Origin of the sequence: Streptomyces sp. CB02261, from assembly GCF_001905665.1 — a bacterium.
Classification (GTDB): domain Bacteria; phylum Actinomycetota; class Actinomycetes; order Streptomycetales; family Streptomycetaceae; genus Streptomyces.
In genome coordinates this window covers 104,854-118,280 of record NZ_LIVX01000006.1, presented here as the reverse complement: position 1 = coordinate 118,280, position 13,427 = coordinate 104,854, and the positions used below count along the sequence as shown (strand labels likewise).

Sequence of the window (13,427 nt, the reverse complement as noted above, 5' to 3'; positions counted from 1 at the left end):
CCCGTACAAACCGTCCGCGCGGCTGGGGAGTCGTACCGGGCGGTGCGCACGGGCAGGCGTACCGTTCCTGCCGCCTCCGGCGGACTCGCGTGGTCGCAGACGGCGACGTCGGCGACAGCGCGTGAGACCTGCCGTGCCGCGCCCTCACGGACGCGCACTCCGAAGCACGTGGCAGGAAAGGGCACGCTCTGCCCGGCGCGGGGACACCCAGCGGCCGCACGCACATCCGTGTGCGCGGACGCCCCCCCCGCGTCCGCTCCCTCAGGAAACAACCTTCGGAAGGTCACTGCACACGTGAAGCACCACATCTCGGGCCGACGGCTCGCCGCGGCGGTTCTCACCCTGTCCACGGTCACGGCCGTGACGGGGACCCTCGTCACCGTCCCGGCCGTCGCCGCCGTGCCCGCGCCCGGTGCCGAGGCCGCCGACGTGGCGACGCTGCCGGTCGACACCGACATCATCAGCGTCGGTGACACCGGCTATCTCACGTCCCGCGAGGACTCCGACGGCAAGACCGTCCTGGAGTGGCGGAAGGCAGACGGGTCGGTGGAGCCGGTCAGCGGCGCCAGTGTCGGCTACGACAGCACGTCCGACTTCGTCGTCACGGGCGAAGGCGGCAGCGCGGTCACCGTCCGGGACATGACGGCCCCCGCCGCCTCGCCCGTCACGGTCGACCTCGCCACCGAGTTCGCCGCCGGGGCCAAGCTGGTCGGTGTGATCGGCAGGGACCTGTTCGTACAGGTCCCTGGAGCAGGGAACTACCACGACCTGTGGCTGTACACCCCGAACGGCGAGCAGACCAGGAAGATCAAGCTCTCCGGGGCCGGCAACCACCTGAGCTTCAAGGTCGTCGCGTCCGCAGGCAACAAGGCGCTCGTCCTGGTCACCACCCGGTACGAGTCGGGAGTGACCTTCCGCAACCAGGACTCGCTGGCGCTGGCCGACTTCGTCCATGGCCTGCCTCTCCAGCACGAGACGGACACCGGCAAGCTGGTGACGGACGGTTCCGGCGCCCTCACCCACGACTACATCGCCCGGGTCGAGGCCCGTGCCGAGGGCAACAGGATCATCGTCGACAGGGTCGGCAAGCTCCCCAAGGAGATCCGGCTCGACAGTTCCAGCCAGAAGGCCGTGATCGTCGGCATCGTCGGTGACGTGCTGCTGTACGGCGACCCGGGCCAGGCGGCCGACAACTCGATCAACCCGCTGTACGCCGTGGACCTCTACAAGACCGACTCCCAGCCGTACAAGTTGCTGGAGCGCTTCTCCAGCGTCGCCCACGCCCCGGACGGCGCTGTGCACGTGCGTGGCGTCAAGAACGACATCGATGGCCTGTAACGTTTGGTGGAAAGGTAGCTGATCTCCTCATGGGTGTCTCCACCTCCGTCCCCGACGAGGGCGTCGCCGTCGTCACCGTCGACTTCCCACCCGTCAACGCCCTCGCCGTCCAGGGCTGGTACGACCTCGCCGCCGGACCGGCTGTTCGACGGCGTCCAGGGCAGCGTCCCCGTGGTGACCGAGGTCGCGAGCACGGGCCGCAACTTCGCTGTCACCGTCCTGGACTCGAAGGTTCCCACGACGGTGGACCTCCAGCAGCCGGGTACCAAGGTGCGGTGGGAGTGGACGATCTCGCGCTCGGCCTTCGCGATGGTGACGCTGACGCACGTGGCCACCGGCAAGAAGATCACCTTGCCCGGCCCGGACGACCGCCCCCTGAATCCGGTCATGGAGTGGAACGGCGTCATCGACGGCGTCGGCGCTCCGAACGGCGCCTACACCTGGCACTTCGTCGCCATCCCGGGCGGCATCGGCAGCGCCGCGCGCGCCTCCGGCACGTTCCAGGTCACCCGGCAGGCCAACCCGCACGACTACAACGACAACGGATCGACCGACCTGCTCGCGCGGGACTCCTCGGGCACGCTGTGGCGGGATGACCTGTTCGACGGGCCGGTGGACGGGCAGTACAAGTCGGCCGGCCGGTCGGCTGTCGGCGGTGGCTGGCAGACGTACAAGCACATCGAGGCGGTCGGCAACATCGGCGGCGCCGCGCACGGCGACGTCGTCGGGCTCGACGCCAACGGCGACCTGTGGAGCCACCTGGCCAAGGGCGACGGCACCTTCGCGCCCCGGACGAAGGTCGGCTACGGCTGGCAGGTCTACAACAAGATCACGGGTGGCTCCGATCTCACCGGCGACGGCAGGCCCGACCTGGTCGCGACCGACGGCAGCGGGACCGCGTGGCTCTACAAGGGCACCGGCGACTGGGCAAAGCCCTACGCCACCCGGGTGAGTCTCGGGGGCGGCTGGGGCGTCTACAACCAGATCACCGCCGTGGGGAACATCGCCGGCGGCGCCGCCGGCGACCTCGTCGCCCGCGACACCTCCGGCGTGCTGTGGCTGCACCTCGGCAAGGGTGACGGGACCTTCGCACCGCGCACTCGCATCGGCGGCGGCTGGAACATGTTCAGCCAGCTCGTCGGCGCCGGCGACGTGGACGGCGACGGCCGCCCCGACCTGATCGGCTACGGCGCCGAGGGCACCTACCTCTACCGCGCGACCGGCGGCTGGGAGACGCCCTTCACCCGAGTGAGCACGCGGCTCTACGACGGCCCGGGCGAGGGCACCGCCTACTCCAGCCTCGCCTGACCGAACCGTCCTCTCCAGGGGACCATCCGTGAACCCGCTCCGGACGGTCCGACGCCACCAGCGGGCCGCTATCACCACCGCCCTCAGAGTCGGCGTCGGCGCGGCGCCTTTGCCGCGCCGACGGCAATGGGGCCCCTTAGCTTCCCCGGCGGCGTGGGCTGCCGGGGAAGCCGCCAGGTCGGCCGTCCCCCCGCTGCGCATGTCGGAGGCGCTCTAGATTGGCTGACGTGACTGGGTGGGGACGGAGTTATCGATATGTAGGACCGGTCGAGCTGAAGGCTGCTGTCCGGTCTGGTGACGGCGGGCGTCGGATCGCCTCGGCGAGTGACTTCGGTGGCTGGATCGCGGAGCAATCGGCGGCGGACCTGACCGAACCGTTCGCCTTCGTGGTCGGTACGGACGGTGTGCTTCGCTTGGCGCCACGGCGCAGCGAGCACGTGGCCTGCGCCGCCGGAGGCATGGTTCTGAGCGCAGGCGAGATCAGCTTCGCGCACGAGGCAGACCGGTGGACCGTGAGCGAGGTCAGCAACCAGTCCACCCGGTACTGCCCGGATGTCAGCTCCTGGTCGGAGGTCGCCCGTTCTCTCGACGCCGTAGAACTCCGGCGGCCTTCCGGCTTCACGCACCAGGTGGTGTTCCGACGGTGCCCCGACTGCCAGGAGCACAACATCGTGCGTGAGGACGACTTCGTCTGTGTCTTCTGCGGCAGCGATCTGCCCGCGGCGTGGAACGTGGATCCCCCCGCGTGACGCCCGAGGAGCAGAGGCACTCGTCGATGGCGGCGACAAGGACGATCGCCCCGTAGCGGACGGCGAGTTCGCCGAGGCGCGTAGCGACAGCGCGGTGACCCCCTGCGGCGGCGCAGGTGGGCGCAATTCTCGCGAGAGGCGTACGCGCTGTCCGCCTCCGCCTCCGCCTCCGCCTTCGCCTGCGCCCGCGATCCGGAAGCGGACGCGTGGCAGCTTCGGCCCGAGGCGGGGCACGCGAACCTCTGCCGACACGGGTTCGAACTGCGGCGAGTCCCCGTGCTGCCCCGCCGTAACCCCGATCGACATGAGGTTTCGACCTAGCTAGTGCCGCATCAGGCAACGTTCGCCCTGTCCTGGCGGTAGCGTTGTGGCCAGATGGCGTTCTCCTACCGGTGGGGCGATGCATGAGCCAGCAGGTGAACCTGGTGACATTGGGTGTCGGCGATTTGAAGGTCAGCCGCCAGTTCTACAGCCAGGGCCTGGGCTGGGTTCCCCTGCTCGATCTGGACGGCATCGTCTTCTACCAGGTCGGTAACGGGCTGGCCCTGGGGCTGTTCCCGCTGGCTGATCTCGGCACCGACACCGGGCATCCTGCAACTTTCGGCACGCCATTCACCCTCGCGCAAAACCTCTCCTCTCCCGCCGCGGTGGACGCTGCTGTGCAGCGGGCCCGTGCGGCCGGAGCCACGATCCTCAAAGAGCCCCAGCGCGCGGCATTCGGCGGCTACCACGGCTACTTTGCCGATCCCGATGGCCACCGCTGGGAGGTGTGTCACAACCCCGGCTGGTCCGTTGCGGACGACGGCACCGTGACATTGTCGGCTGTCGAGGTATCTGACGATGCGAGTTGACGCGACGTCAGGACCCGTCAACAGGAAACGGCCTGCCGGGCTCATTTCTTGGTGATCGATGACTGTCATGCTCGGGTGACTGATCGGGTGCGGATACGTGAGATCGAGGATGATCGGGGTCTGCGGCTCCAGCGGATCATCCACAGAGGCATCGGGTAGGTGGTGACCTGGCGTGACCTGCCCGAACGTTACGGTCCGTGGAAGACGGTCTACGAACGCTTCCGGCGCTGGTCCGCCCCTCGCCCTCGCCTGCTCCCCACGCTGGCTCCCATGACTTTCCGGAGCCCCCTAGGCACCTCGTGACAGCCGAAAGGGCGCCTGGCCTGGAACTTCAGGCCTGGCGCCCTTTCGGCGGGGGCGTGCGCGTCAGGACGTGGAGGCGCTGTTCGCCGCGGGTGTGCCGGCCAGGATCGTCTCCTCCACCGCTTCGTACCGCATGCGCTGGGCGGCCGGGTCACGTTCGTAGAGCACCGTGCCGAGCCAGCCCGCGAGGAAGCCCAGCGGAGCCGAGATGATGCCCGACGTCGTGAACGGGAACCAGTTGAAGTCCTGGTCCGGGAAGATCGCCTGGGGCGATCCGGACACCAGGTTGCTGCCGGTCATGAGGATGAACGCGGAGGCGCTGCCCACGATCAGGGTGCAGAGCAGTCCCTTACGGGAGTAGCGGCGCCAGAAGAGGCTGTAGATGAGAGCCGGTGCGACCGCGGACGCGCCGATGCAGAACGACAGGGTGAGCAGCGCCTGAAGGTTCAGATGCCGCGCACCGGCGGCGATCGCGATCGCCACGAACCCGACGCCCGCCGCGGCGATCCGGGCGATGGCCATCTCCGCGGAGTCCTTCAGTCGCGCCTTGCGGCGCAACCCGTGCGTGACGAGGTCGTGCGCCAGTGTGTTGGCGCAGGCGAGGGTGATGCCGGCGACCGAGGCCAGCAGGGTGAGGAAGATGGCCGTCGACACGGCCGTGAACAGCAGTGTCTCGACGGTTGTCTGGTCCGTGCCCATGACGGCCTGGCTGACCATGAGAAACGCTGTCTTGCCCTGCGGGTCGCCGGCGACGATCCCCTGGTGGCCGACGATCGCCGCCGCGCCGAAGCCGATGACGGCGATCAGCAGACAGGTCACGACGACGGTCGACACGGCCCAGGACATCGAGCGCCGCACGGCTGCCGCGCTGCGCGCGGTGAACATCCGCATGGTGATCTGCGGCAGCACCGCTGCGCCGAGCACGACCGTCAACTGAGTGCTGATCATGTCGAGTTCGTTGCCGCCGAACTGCAGACCGGCAGCGAGATAGGCGTCTCCCGCCCCGCTGCCGCGCTTGGCGGCGTCCAGCAGGGAGGGCAGGCTGAAGTCGAAGCGGTTGAGGATGAGCGCGGCGATCGCGAGGGACGCGCCGAGCAGGGCGACGGTCTTGACGATCTGGATGAAGGCGGTGCCCTTCATCCCGCCGATCGCCGCGTACGCGATCATCAGCAGGCCCAGGAACACGATCGCCCCGGTCTTGAAGCCGTCGGAGTCGAAGCCGAGGACGACGGAGAGGAGATCGCCGGCGCCCGCGAGCTGGAAGATCACCAGCGGCAACAGAGCTGTCAGAGTGACCGCGGCCGTGGTGATCCGCACGGCGGGGCCTGGGAGACGTCGGGTGAAGACGTCGCCGATCGTGAACCGTCCGGCGTTACGCAGCGGTTCGGCGAGCAGGAACATCATCAGGACCAGTGAGAGCACGGTGCTCAGGGCGAGCGTGACGCCGTCGTAGCCGACGAGCGCGATGATGCCGATGGTGCCGAGCACGGTACCGGCGGAGATGTAGTCGCCGGCGATCGCGAGGCCGCTCTGCACGGGGGAGAGCGAGCGGTAGCCGGTGTAGAAATCGCCCAGGTCGTCACGATCGGGGCCTGTCATCACGCACAGCAGCAGCGTGACGGTGATGACCGCGATGAACGCCATCAGCGACATGGTCTGGGCCTCGGAGCTGAAGCTGGTCATGCGCGCGCACCTCCGGTGGGCTGCTGCCACACGGGACGGCCGGAGCGGCTCTGGCGTTCCGGCCGGGGCGCGGCTGCCGCGGCCGCCTGCTCGGCGCGTTCGCGGATCGCCGCGGCGAGCGGGTCGACGTTGTTGCGCGCGATCCGCTCGTACAGTGCGATCGCGGCCAGCGCCACGGGCAGTTGGAGGAGCCCCAGGACCAGACCGATGGTGAGACCACCGGTGACGCTGCTGGTCATCATCGAGGGGGCGTAACCGGACAGGAAGAGGAAGACGACGAAGTAGCCCAACGCGGTGAAGGTGGCGACGCGGCGCAGCCTGCGGTAGGCCGATCCGAGCCGGTGCAGATCATCACGATCGTTGGTGACGGCGGCGGGCGGTTGCGGCTGCGAGGACGTGTCCCAGGGCTGCTGTGCGGAGTCCCAGCCCTGCGGCGAGGAGTCCCACGGTCGCGAGGGCGAGGCCCAGGCTGCCTGTGGATCAGAGTCCCAGGACGGCGATACACCCTCCCAGGACTGCGACGCCGCCTCTTGGCGGTGGCGCCCGGCATTCCGGTTCTGGGGTATGGGCGGTGGGCCGGGGAAAGGCTCGTGGTACGACATCGATCTTGCTCCTTGCCGCCCCGGGGGACGGGCGGGTGGCGCTGGTGGTCCGCGTACGTTACTCATGGGTATAGCCGCCACGTAAGGGGTTTCCGACTGCTCGGTATGTCGGTTCGGTGACGATCCTGTGCGCGTGGCGACGAAACCGGCGGAAACCTCCGTCGTGGATCTTTCCGCAGGTCACAGGTGGGTCTCGGTCGCCTCTGGGGTCGGGTCGAGTGGGCACGAGAGGGTGGTGATCAGCTCCTCCCGCAGCAGTACCGCTTGGGGGGCATCGGTCCTCTGGCTCATAGCTGGAGCCGTGATCTTTCTCGGCGCTTCGCACACGCTCGCACTGCTGCGCACGGAGGCTCGTCGCTTTTGTAGTCGGACCGCTCGGACGTCAGAGGTGACGGGATCACACTGGCAGGTTGCCAGCCCTCTACCGCTCATGAGCACAGGCATAGGATTGCGGGCATGGACATCCGGGGTGTCGTCGAAGAGCTGGCGGAGGAAGCCGAACGGCAAATCCGCGACCGTACGTGGGTCCTGACACCCGACGACCGTGCCGTCGCGGCGAAGGCAGCCGCCGATCTGCACGCCGTCGTGGGTGCCCCGCAGACCCAGCAGGCCCTGTCCGAGGTCGAGCGGCTGGCACACCTGCGCGAAGCCCTCGCTGCTGTGGCCATCGCCCTCGCCCACGTACACGGACGCCTGGCCTGGTTCCTCGGCGCGGCCGCCACCTCCCTGACGCCAGTTCTGCACTGGCGCGCCATGCCCGCCGAACCCGGCCCCACCTTCGGAGCTGTCCCGGCGGCCCTCCAGCACTACACGGACGCCGAAGACGCGATCCGTCGGCTCCACAAGGCCCTCGCCGCCATCGCCACCGCCTGACACCGTTCGACGCAGCCGGGGGGCGAGGAGGTTCGACCGCACCCAGTGCGTGCCCCTATGGGGAGCCGTATGTGCGGGGGGTGCCCGTGGGGGTGCCGCGCGAGGGGCGCTGCGACAGCGGGCGCCCAAACGGAGACCGTCGCGAGGCCGGAAGTACAGCTGAGCTGAAGCGAAGCCGGCCAGAAGGGAGACGGTGCCGCCGAGCTCGCCGATGAGCAGTGCTTCCCGTACGCCACGCAGACTTGACCTTGAATCGCGCATCTGATTGTCGGTTCTCGCCTGAAACCCGAGCCGGACGTCATTCGTTATCGTCACCACGAACATTCGATGATCGCTGAGGCGGCGCCGATGTTCACTGCGGTCGGCCAGCCGGAGACCTGGACGAGTGGCGCGATAATCGCCGATGTCGCGAACGAGTACATCAGCCCGGCGCTATGTGCGACGTCGACGTATCGATGTGCCGTGCCGTCCGGCGAGGATATCGATTGCTGTCATCTCCACACGCCGATAACAAGGGCCGCGGCGAAGATGAGGCCAGCCATGAAGAGAACCCAGGACGTTTCCGTGCGAATCATTGCATGTCTCCAAAAAATGACGCAAGGAATGCCCATGGTGGGAAGTTCGACTTGCTGTCTGTGCCGTCGGTCGTGCTGGTGAGGCTGCGGTAGACGGCCTTCGCCGTCTGCGTATCATCCAGCGTCCGCTTCTCGCTACCCAATGGTTCGAGCAGTGAGCCTTTCCCAACATGTCGCGCTCGGTGGGGGCGTGCGCATCGGCAATGCCAGCGACCCAAGTGATGGCTCAGTTCGAGGGGTTAAACCCCGGTGAGGAAATCTTCTCGGCGGAGACGACGACGTCCGGGCCCTCGACCCCGGCCGCGAACTCCTCCGCCGACACCGCGTCCAGCAGAAGGATGAAGTGCTCGATGACCACAGGCACCCCGCGGGGCTCGCCGTTTGGGTCGGCCTCGCTTTCGCCCGACGCATGGGCGAGATCGCCGGCTGGTACGCGCGCCCGCCCCGCAGGGCTCCCGCCCGGGAGCCGGCGGTGCTCGTGCCGGCCGACGCCGACCGGGATGCCGGGCGACCGGGGTGGCGGCCCGAGTGGACCGAGGCCCACAATCACCGCGTCCCCGGCGACGGCCAGGTGTTCCGCCCACTCGCGTAACCGGCCGTCAGCACAGGATATGGCGGCGGGCCTTGGCGAGGAGGGGGTCGAGCGGTCGGCGGCACGCCTCGCACACCAGGCTCCCTGCAGGCACGCGGGGCGGCGGCGCAGGTGCGGGCGCCCGTGCCGCCCGTTCATCGGTGTCACGAACGGACTGGGCGTACCGGGCCACGGCGTCCTGGCGCTGCTTCGCCTCCCTGCGCGCCTCCCGCTGCGAGTCGAGCAGTCGTTGGTGCACGTCTTCCGGCAGTACCGCGCCGTGTGCCGCCAGGCCCAGTGAGCCGAGGGGCATCGTCACCCGCTCGAGCTCGTCCAGCGCGCACGGAGGATGGTGAAGTCCGTACACCGACAGGTCCGGTGCCTTCCACCACTCGCCCACCTGCCGGTGCGGACGGCCCAGCGACGTCGCCGCCTCCCGCTTGGAGACGGAGTAGAACCACACCGGCAAGCCCTCGCTGAGCACGATGTGCGGGAAGTGCACCCCCGGCCGCCAGAACCAGACATCGACCACATCCTGACGGACATAGTCACGGTGCCGGTCCCGCCAGCCGTCATCGGTCATCAGCCTGCGCTGCGCCTCCAGTGCGATCCTCGTACCGTCCTCCAGCAACACCTCGACGTCGGCCCGCCGGTCGCGGTCCTCCGTCCACTGTTCCAGCCGCACCCGGGCAACCCCGGGCCTCGTCCGCGCCCAGGCCGCCAGTGTGTGTTTGGTTGTGATGTGCCAGACCGTCTCCGGGCCGTGGCCGCCGGGTGGGGCCTGCCCGGCCGGGTGCGCGAAGTGACGGCGGACCTTCCCGCCCAGCCGCCCGCGCGTCACCAGCGGCACCTGGGTGCCCACCGGGGCCTCGAAGCCGTGGAAGCAGTAGAAGCACACGAGCTGGCCTGTACCCCCGTACCCGAGCTGCTTCCAGCGCTCCGGCGGCCCCTCGGCGATGTGCACCTCCCGACGGGTCTCCAGATCGAAGCCGACCACGAGTAAGTCGTCCTGCACCATGCCCCTCCCCTTCATGGCGATGCCGCCCTCGGCGGCTGCGTCCGGTGCGGCCCGGTCATCGAGCCCGCGCCGGCCGCTGCATGGAGGACGACTCGGATAGCCGTATTGTCGCAACCATCGGCCGTGGGGGGCAGGGGGCGGCGGTCTGCCTGGTGTCCGTGCGAGAGATCGCGCGGACCCCGGCCTGGGGCTCGTCTACTCGGGGTGCTGCGCGCGGCGCCGGTCGCGGCGGGCCCGACGGCATCGGTCCAGACGTCTGGCGAGGACGATGACGAGCGCGGCGGCAGGATCACCGACGAACTCGGGTAGGTATCCGTCGGCACCGCGCCCCGACCCGAGGAAAGCTTGGTGGGCGAGTTCCATGCGACCGGCGACTCGTCGGAGCCGCGGCCGGCTCTGCCGGATCGGACCCGCCGCCGAGGGAGCTCGGTGCCATCTCCAGGTTCTTCCGTGCAGTTCCAGGAGCCGCCCTCCAGTGACGTATCCCGTCGGATAGCCGTAGAGAGTTGTCCGACGTTAGGCGGGTCCTCAGCGATCCTTTGGCGGACTGTGTCGCGCATGGCCGGGTGACCCGCTCCTCCAGACCGCTCTGGAGCGCCCTCCAGGGCGCGAGGCCCGCATCGGGATCGAGTCACAGGGTGGCGCAATCCCGGTGTCGGAAGGAGCGCACTCCGCTGAGACGGCGGCCTCGAACGGCTGCGCCGCGACGGCCACGGTGGCTGACAGCGGGGCCTCCGCAGGGAAGTCGGCCTCCGGGATGAACCCGAACAGCCGGTTCACATGGGGTGGCCGCGGCGGATCTGGGGTGTCGTGCACAGCGCGGATCTCCTGGATGGCGGGCCGCACCCCTGTGTGCCCCAGCCCTGCGGGCCCCAGCCCTGCGGGCCCCACCCCTGCCGACCACAGCCCGGCGTGGGGGAGCCACGCGACGGCGTCCGTATGTGGGGGGTACCGCCATGAATCCCGACCCCGATGGGCCGCCATCAACGGCGGTGTGCGGCGGCTCGTCAACCCGCCCCTGATGGGTCCGTACGCGCGGCCGTACCCGCCCAGGATGCCGCGTAGCGCAACCGCCGCCTCCACCGGGACGTCCCGGGGCCGGTCGCGGCTACTGGGGCGGCTGTGTGGCCGGCGTCCGATCCGGCGGTTCGCCGGGTGCGTCCGGGCGTCGGCTCGCGGCCTCCGCCGCGATCCGCGCCGCGAGCCCGTCCAGGAGGGTCTCCAGCGCGGCGAGGAACACCGTGGTCCCGTCCAGCCGCGCCATGTGGGCCACGCTCCGCGCGATCGCGGGGAAGGCGACCGGGTCGGCCGCCGGGTAGTCGCGAGTCCATGCCTGTTCGTCGCCCTTACGGGCCGCCCCGTCGAGTGTCTCGAACGCCGCGTCCATCCCGGCCCAGGCCAGGGAGAAGTCCCCGTAGACCCGGTGCAGTACGGCGGCCAGCGCGGGGGAGCAGCCGGCCCGGCCGAAGGCGGCCAGGATGTGCTCCACGATCCGCATCTCGGCAGGGCGCCGGGTGGTGCGGTAGGTGGCCACGACCGCCGCGCCGGGGTGGCGCAGCGCCGTGTCGCGTGTGCGCAGCGCGAGGTCGCGCAAGGTGTCGCGCCAGCTCTCCGAGGGTTCGAACCCGGTCAGGGCCTCCTCGAACAGGCGGTCGGCCAGGGCCAGATGGAGTTCGTCCTTGTCCCTGACGTGCCGGTACAGCGCGGAAGGGTCGACGCCCAGTCTGGCGGCGAGCCGCCGCACGCTGAGCGCCGCCGCGCCCTCGTCGTCGGTCAGCGCGAGCGCGGCGTCCACGATGATCCGCAGGTCCAGCTCGACCTTGGGGGGACGGCCTCTGCCTCGTACTGCCATGGGGTGATCAGACCAGGCCGGGCAGCGCCTCCGCAAGCCCTGTCGTGGGGCGTGAAATCTTTTTACCCACACCGTTGACAAAATAGGGCGGCGAGCGGTTGTCTGCGGGGCACCCCGAACCGAGGAGTGCTGCTCATGGACCACGGAAGCCCCGTCTCCGGCGAGGCGTCGCCGCCCGTCGCCGCGTTCCGCAAGACCCTCAGCACCCGGCACGGCGTGGTCATCGCGCTGGCCAACATCAGCCCCACCGTCAGTGTCGGCATCGGCCTCGCCTTCCTCGCCGCCCTCGCCGGCACCGCGATGCCCGCCGCCTTCCTGCTCGCGGCCCTGCCGATCCTGGCCGTCTCCGGGGGTTACGCTCGGCTCGCCGCCCGCGATCCCAACTGCGGGACGGCGTACGTCTGGGTACGCCGGGCGCTCGGCCCCTGGACCGGCTATCTCACCGGATGGACCTCGGTCGCCACCAACATCCTGTTCCTGTCGTACGCGGGCCAGCTCACCGGGCAGTTCACCCTCGGACTGCTCGCGGAGGCAGGCGTCACGGCGCTCTCCCCGGACGACGCCCTCGCGGTCACCGCCACCGGCCTGGTGTGGAGCGGCCTGATCGTCGTGAGCGCGCTGCGGGGGGTGCGGGGCGCCACCGCGGTGCAGAGCGTGCTGCTCGGCGTCTCCGCGGTCGTGGTCACCGTCCTCGTGGCCACCGCCTTCGTCCGGGGTGACGCGGCCCCCGTCTCCGCCTCGTGGTTCTCGCCGTTCGCCTTCCCCGACACGCTCACGCTGCTCGGAGCGACCGTGATGGCGGCGTACATGTTCTGGGGCTGGGAGAGCGCCTTCTCCGTCGTCGAGGAGTCGACCTCGGTCCGCTCGCCGGGCCGGGCCGGAATCATCGCGATCCTCGTCACCACCGGGTTCTTCCTCTTCTCGGCCACCGGCTTCCTGCACGCCCTCACGCCCGAACAACTCGCGGACCCACTGTCCGGCGTCACCGAACTGGCCCGCACCTTCTACGGCACCGCGGGCGCGACCGCCGCCCTCGCCGCCATGCTCTTCGCCACCATCGCCTGCATGCAGTCGAGCGTCATCGCGGGGGCCCGGCTCACGCTCGCCATGGGCCGCGACGGGGTCCTCGGCCCGAGCTGGACCCGGCTGCATCCCGCCTGGGGCACGCCGGCCACCTCCACCGTGCGCATCGCGGCCCTCGCCGTCGGGGTGTCGCTCGCGGGGCTGGCCGTCGGGTCGCTGTCCGAAGTGGTCGTCGCCGTCGTCAACTCCGTCGGCATCCTGGTCTCGCTGATGTACGGGGTCGGCGGCATCGCCTGCGTCGTCACCTTCCGCCGCGAACTGCGGGGCCGGATACGGGACACGCTCGTCGTGGGACTCCTGCCGCTGCTCGGCGGCATCGCGCTGCTGCTGCTCGGCGGCCTCGTGGCCCACCAGCAGTGGAACTCGGTGGACCACCTGGCCTTCGACGCCGAGAACGGGCGCTTCCTCACCGTCCTGCCGCTCACCGTCATCGCCCTCGGCGTACCCGCCGCCCTGTGGACCCGCTACCGGCGCAGAGCCGCCTACTTCACACAGCCGCCGGCCCCTCTCGCGCCCGCCCCGGCCGCCGCCGGGAGCTGACCGCGGCCCGGAGGACGCCGGCACGCCTGCCCAAGCCCCCTCCCACCCACCCCACCTATTTCTCCCACCCACCCCACCCAC

The 13,427-nt window shown here is 70.0% G+C and carries 12 protein-coding genes and 2 pseudogenes; 9 read left to right on the top strand and 5 right to left on the bottom strand.

What is annotated here, in order from left to right; translation table 11 throughout:
* Positions 1-294 precede the first annotated feature (294 nt).
* The 6 genes and pseudogenes from AMK29_RS20850 to AMK29_RS35855 all read left to right on the top strand — a co-directional run.
* Entirely contained in the window at positions 295-1,338 is a 1,044-nt protein-coding gene (locus AMK29_RS20850; protein WP_073815091.1) for a hypothetical protein, read from the top strand.
* A 29-nt stretch (positions 1,339-1,367) separates the two neighbouring features.
* Positions 1,368-1,472 (top strand): annotated as a pseudogene (locus tag AMK29_RS37325) (enoyl-CoA hydratase); the annotation flags it as partial.
* A 40-nt stretch (positions 1,473-1,512) separates the two neighbouring features.
* On the top strand, positions 1,513-2,646 hold the full coding sequence (locus tag AMK29_RS20845) for an FG-GAP repeat domain-containing protein (RefSeq protein ID WP_241845592.1): 1,134 nt from the start codon (positions 1,513-1,515) through the stop codon (positions 2,644-2,646).
* 272 nt (positions 2,647-2,918) lie between these two features.
* The gene (locus AMK29_RS20840; RefSeq protein WP_079197053.1) at positions 2,919-3,395 is read left to right on the top strand and encodes a hypothetical protein; all 477 of its coding nucleotides are present in this window, start codon (positions 2,919-2,921) and stop codon (positions 3,393-3,395) included.
* Between the two features lie 404 nt (positions 3,396-3,799).
* Positions 3,800-4,246, top strand: a complete 447-nt coding sequence (locus tag AMK29_RS20835) for a VOC family protein (protein ID WP_073815086.1) — start codon at positions 3,800-3,802, stop codon at positions 4,244-4,246.
* A gap of 168 nt (positions 4,247-4,414) precedes the next feature.
* Positions 4,415-4,483: pseudogene (locus AMK29_RS35855) on the top strand (transposase); the annotation flags it as partial.
* 129 nt (positions 4,484-4,612) lie between these two features.
* Here AMK29_RS35855 and AMK29_RS20825 read toward each other — a convergent pair.
* Both AMK29_RS20825 and AMK29_RS20820 read right to left on the bottom strand, forming a co-directional pair.
* Positions 4,613-6,232 (bottom strand): sodium/solute symporter, encoded by a 1,620-nt coding sequence (locus tag AMK29_RS20825; protein WP_073815083.1) that lies wholly within the window; start codon positions 6,230-6,232, stop codon positions 4,613-4,615.
* Positions 6,229-6,834 (bottom strand): DUF485 domain-containing protein, encoded by a 606-nt coding sequence (locus AMK29_RS20820; RefSeq protein WP_073815080.1) that lies wholly within the window; start codon positions 6,832-6,834, stop codon positions 6,229-6,231. Before AMK29_RS20820 ends, AMK29_RS20825 begins: the two co-directional genes overlap by 4 nt.
* A 456-nt stretch (positions 6,835-7,290) precedes the next feature.
* Between AMK29_RS20820 and AMK29_RS20815 the strand changes: the two genes are divergently transcribed.
* Positions 7,291-7,707, top strand: a complete 417-nt coding sequence (locus AMK29_RS20815) for a hypothetical protein (RefSeq protein ID WP_073815078.1) — start codon at positions 7,291-7,293, stop codon at positions 7,705-7,707.
* 801 nt (positions 7,708-8,508) lie between these two features.
* On the opposite strand, the gene AMK29_RS36515 is transcribed toward AMK29_RS20815, so the two are convergent.
* The gene (locus AMK29_RS36515; RefSeq protein ID WP_158071348.1) at positions 8,509-8,646 is read right to left on the bottom strand and encodes a hypothetical protein; all 138 of its coding nucleotides are present in this window, start codon (positions 8,644-8,646) and stop codon (positions 8,509-8,511) included.
* 45 nt (positions 8,647-8,691) lie between these two features.
* Here AMK29_RS36515 and AMK29_RS36510 point away from each other — a divergent pair, with 45 nt between their 5' ends.
* Positions 8,692-8,874, top strand: coding sequence for a hypothetical protein (locus tag AMK29_RS36510; protein WP_073815075.1), 183 nt, complete (start codon positions 8,692-8,694; stop codon positions 8,872-8,874).
* A 7-nt stretch (positions 8,875-8,881) separates the two neighbouring features.
* Here AMK29_RS36510 and AMK29_RS20800 read toward each other — a convergent pair whose 3' ends face one another.
* Positions 8,882-9,871 carry a competence protein CoiA family protein gene (locus tag AMK29_RS20800; RefSeq protein ID WP_241845590.1) on the bottom strand — a complete coding sequence of 330 codons (990 nt, stop codon included), beginning with the start codon at positions 9,869-9,871 and terminating at the stop codon, positions 8,882-8,884.
* 1,108 nt (positions 9,872-10,979) lie between these two features.
* Entirely contained in the window at positions 10,980-11,723 is a 744-nt protein-coding gene (locus AMK29_RS20795; protein WP_073815072.1) for a TetR family transcriptional regulator, read from the bottom strand.
* A 135-nt stretch (positions 11,724-11,858) separates the two neighbouring features.
* Between AMK29_RS20795 and AMK29_RS20790 the strand changes: the two genes are divergently transcribed.
* Positions 11,859-13,346 (top strand): APC family permease, encoded by a 1,488-nt coding sequence (locus AMK29_RS20790; RefSeq protein ID WP_073815069.1) that lies wholly within the window; start codon positions 11,859-11,861, stop codon positions 13,344-13,346.
* Positions 13,347-13,427: the final 81 nt, after the last annotated feature.

Bases quoted from the DNA above. Each gene is read 5' to 3' on its own strand.
- AMK29_RS20820 (WP_073815080.1), bottom strand. From the start codon at position 6,834: ATGTCGTACCACGAGCCTTTCCCCGGCCCACCGCCCATACCCCAGAAC.
- AMK29_RS20825 (WP_073815083.1), bottom strand. From the start codon at position 6,232: ATGACCAGCTTCAGCTCCGAGGCCCAGACCATGTCGCTGATGGCGTTC.
- AMK29_RS20795 (WP_073815072.1), bottom strand. From the start codon at position 11,723: ATGGCAGTACGAGGCAGAGGCCGTCCCCCCAAGGTCGAGCTGGACCTG.
- AMK29_RS20815 (WP_073815078.1), top strand. From the start codon at position 7,291: ATGGACATCCGGGGTGTCGTCGAAGAGCTGGCGGAGGAAGCCGAACGG.
- AMK29_RS20790 (WP_073815069.1), top strand. From the start codon at position 11,859: ATGGACCACGGAAGCCCCGTCTCCGGCGAGGCGTCGCCGCCCGTCGCC.
- AMK29_RS20800 (WP_241845590.1), bottom strand. From the start codon at position 9,871: ATGGTGCAGGACGACTTACTCGTGGTCGGCTTCGATCTGGAGACCCGT.
- AMK29_RS36510 (WP_073815075.1), top strand. From the start codon at position 8,692: ATGGGCGAGATCGCCGGCTGGTACGCGCGCCCGCCCCGCAGGGCTCCC.
- AMK29_RS20835 (WP_073815086.1), top strand. From the start codon at position 3,800: ATGAGCCAGCAGGTGAACCTGGTGACATTGGGTGTCGGCGATTTGAAG.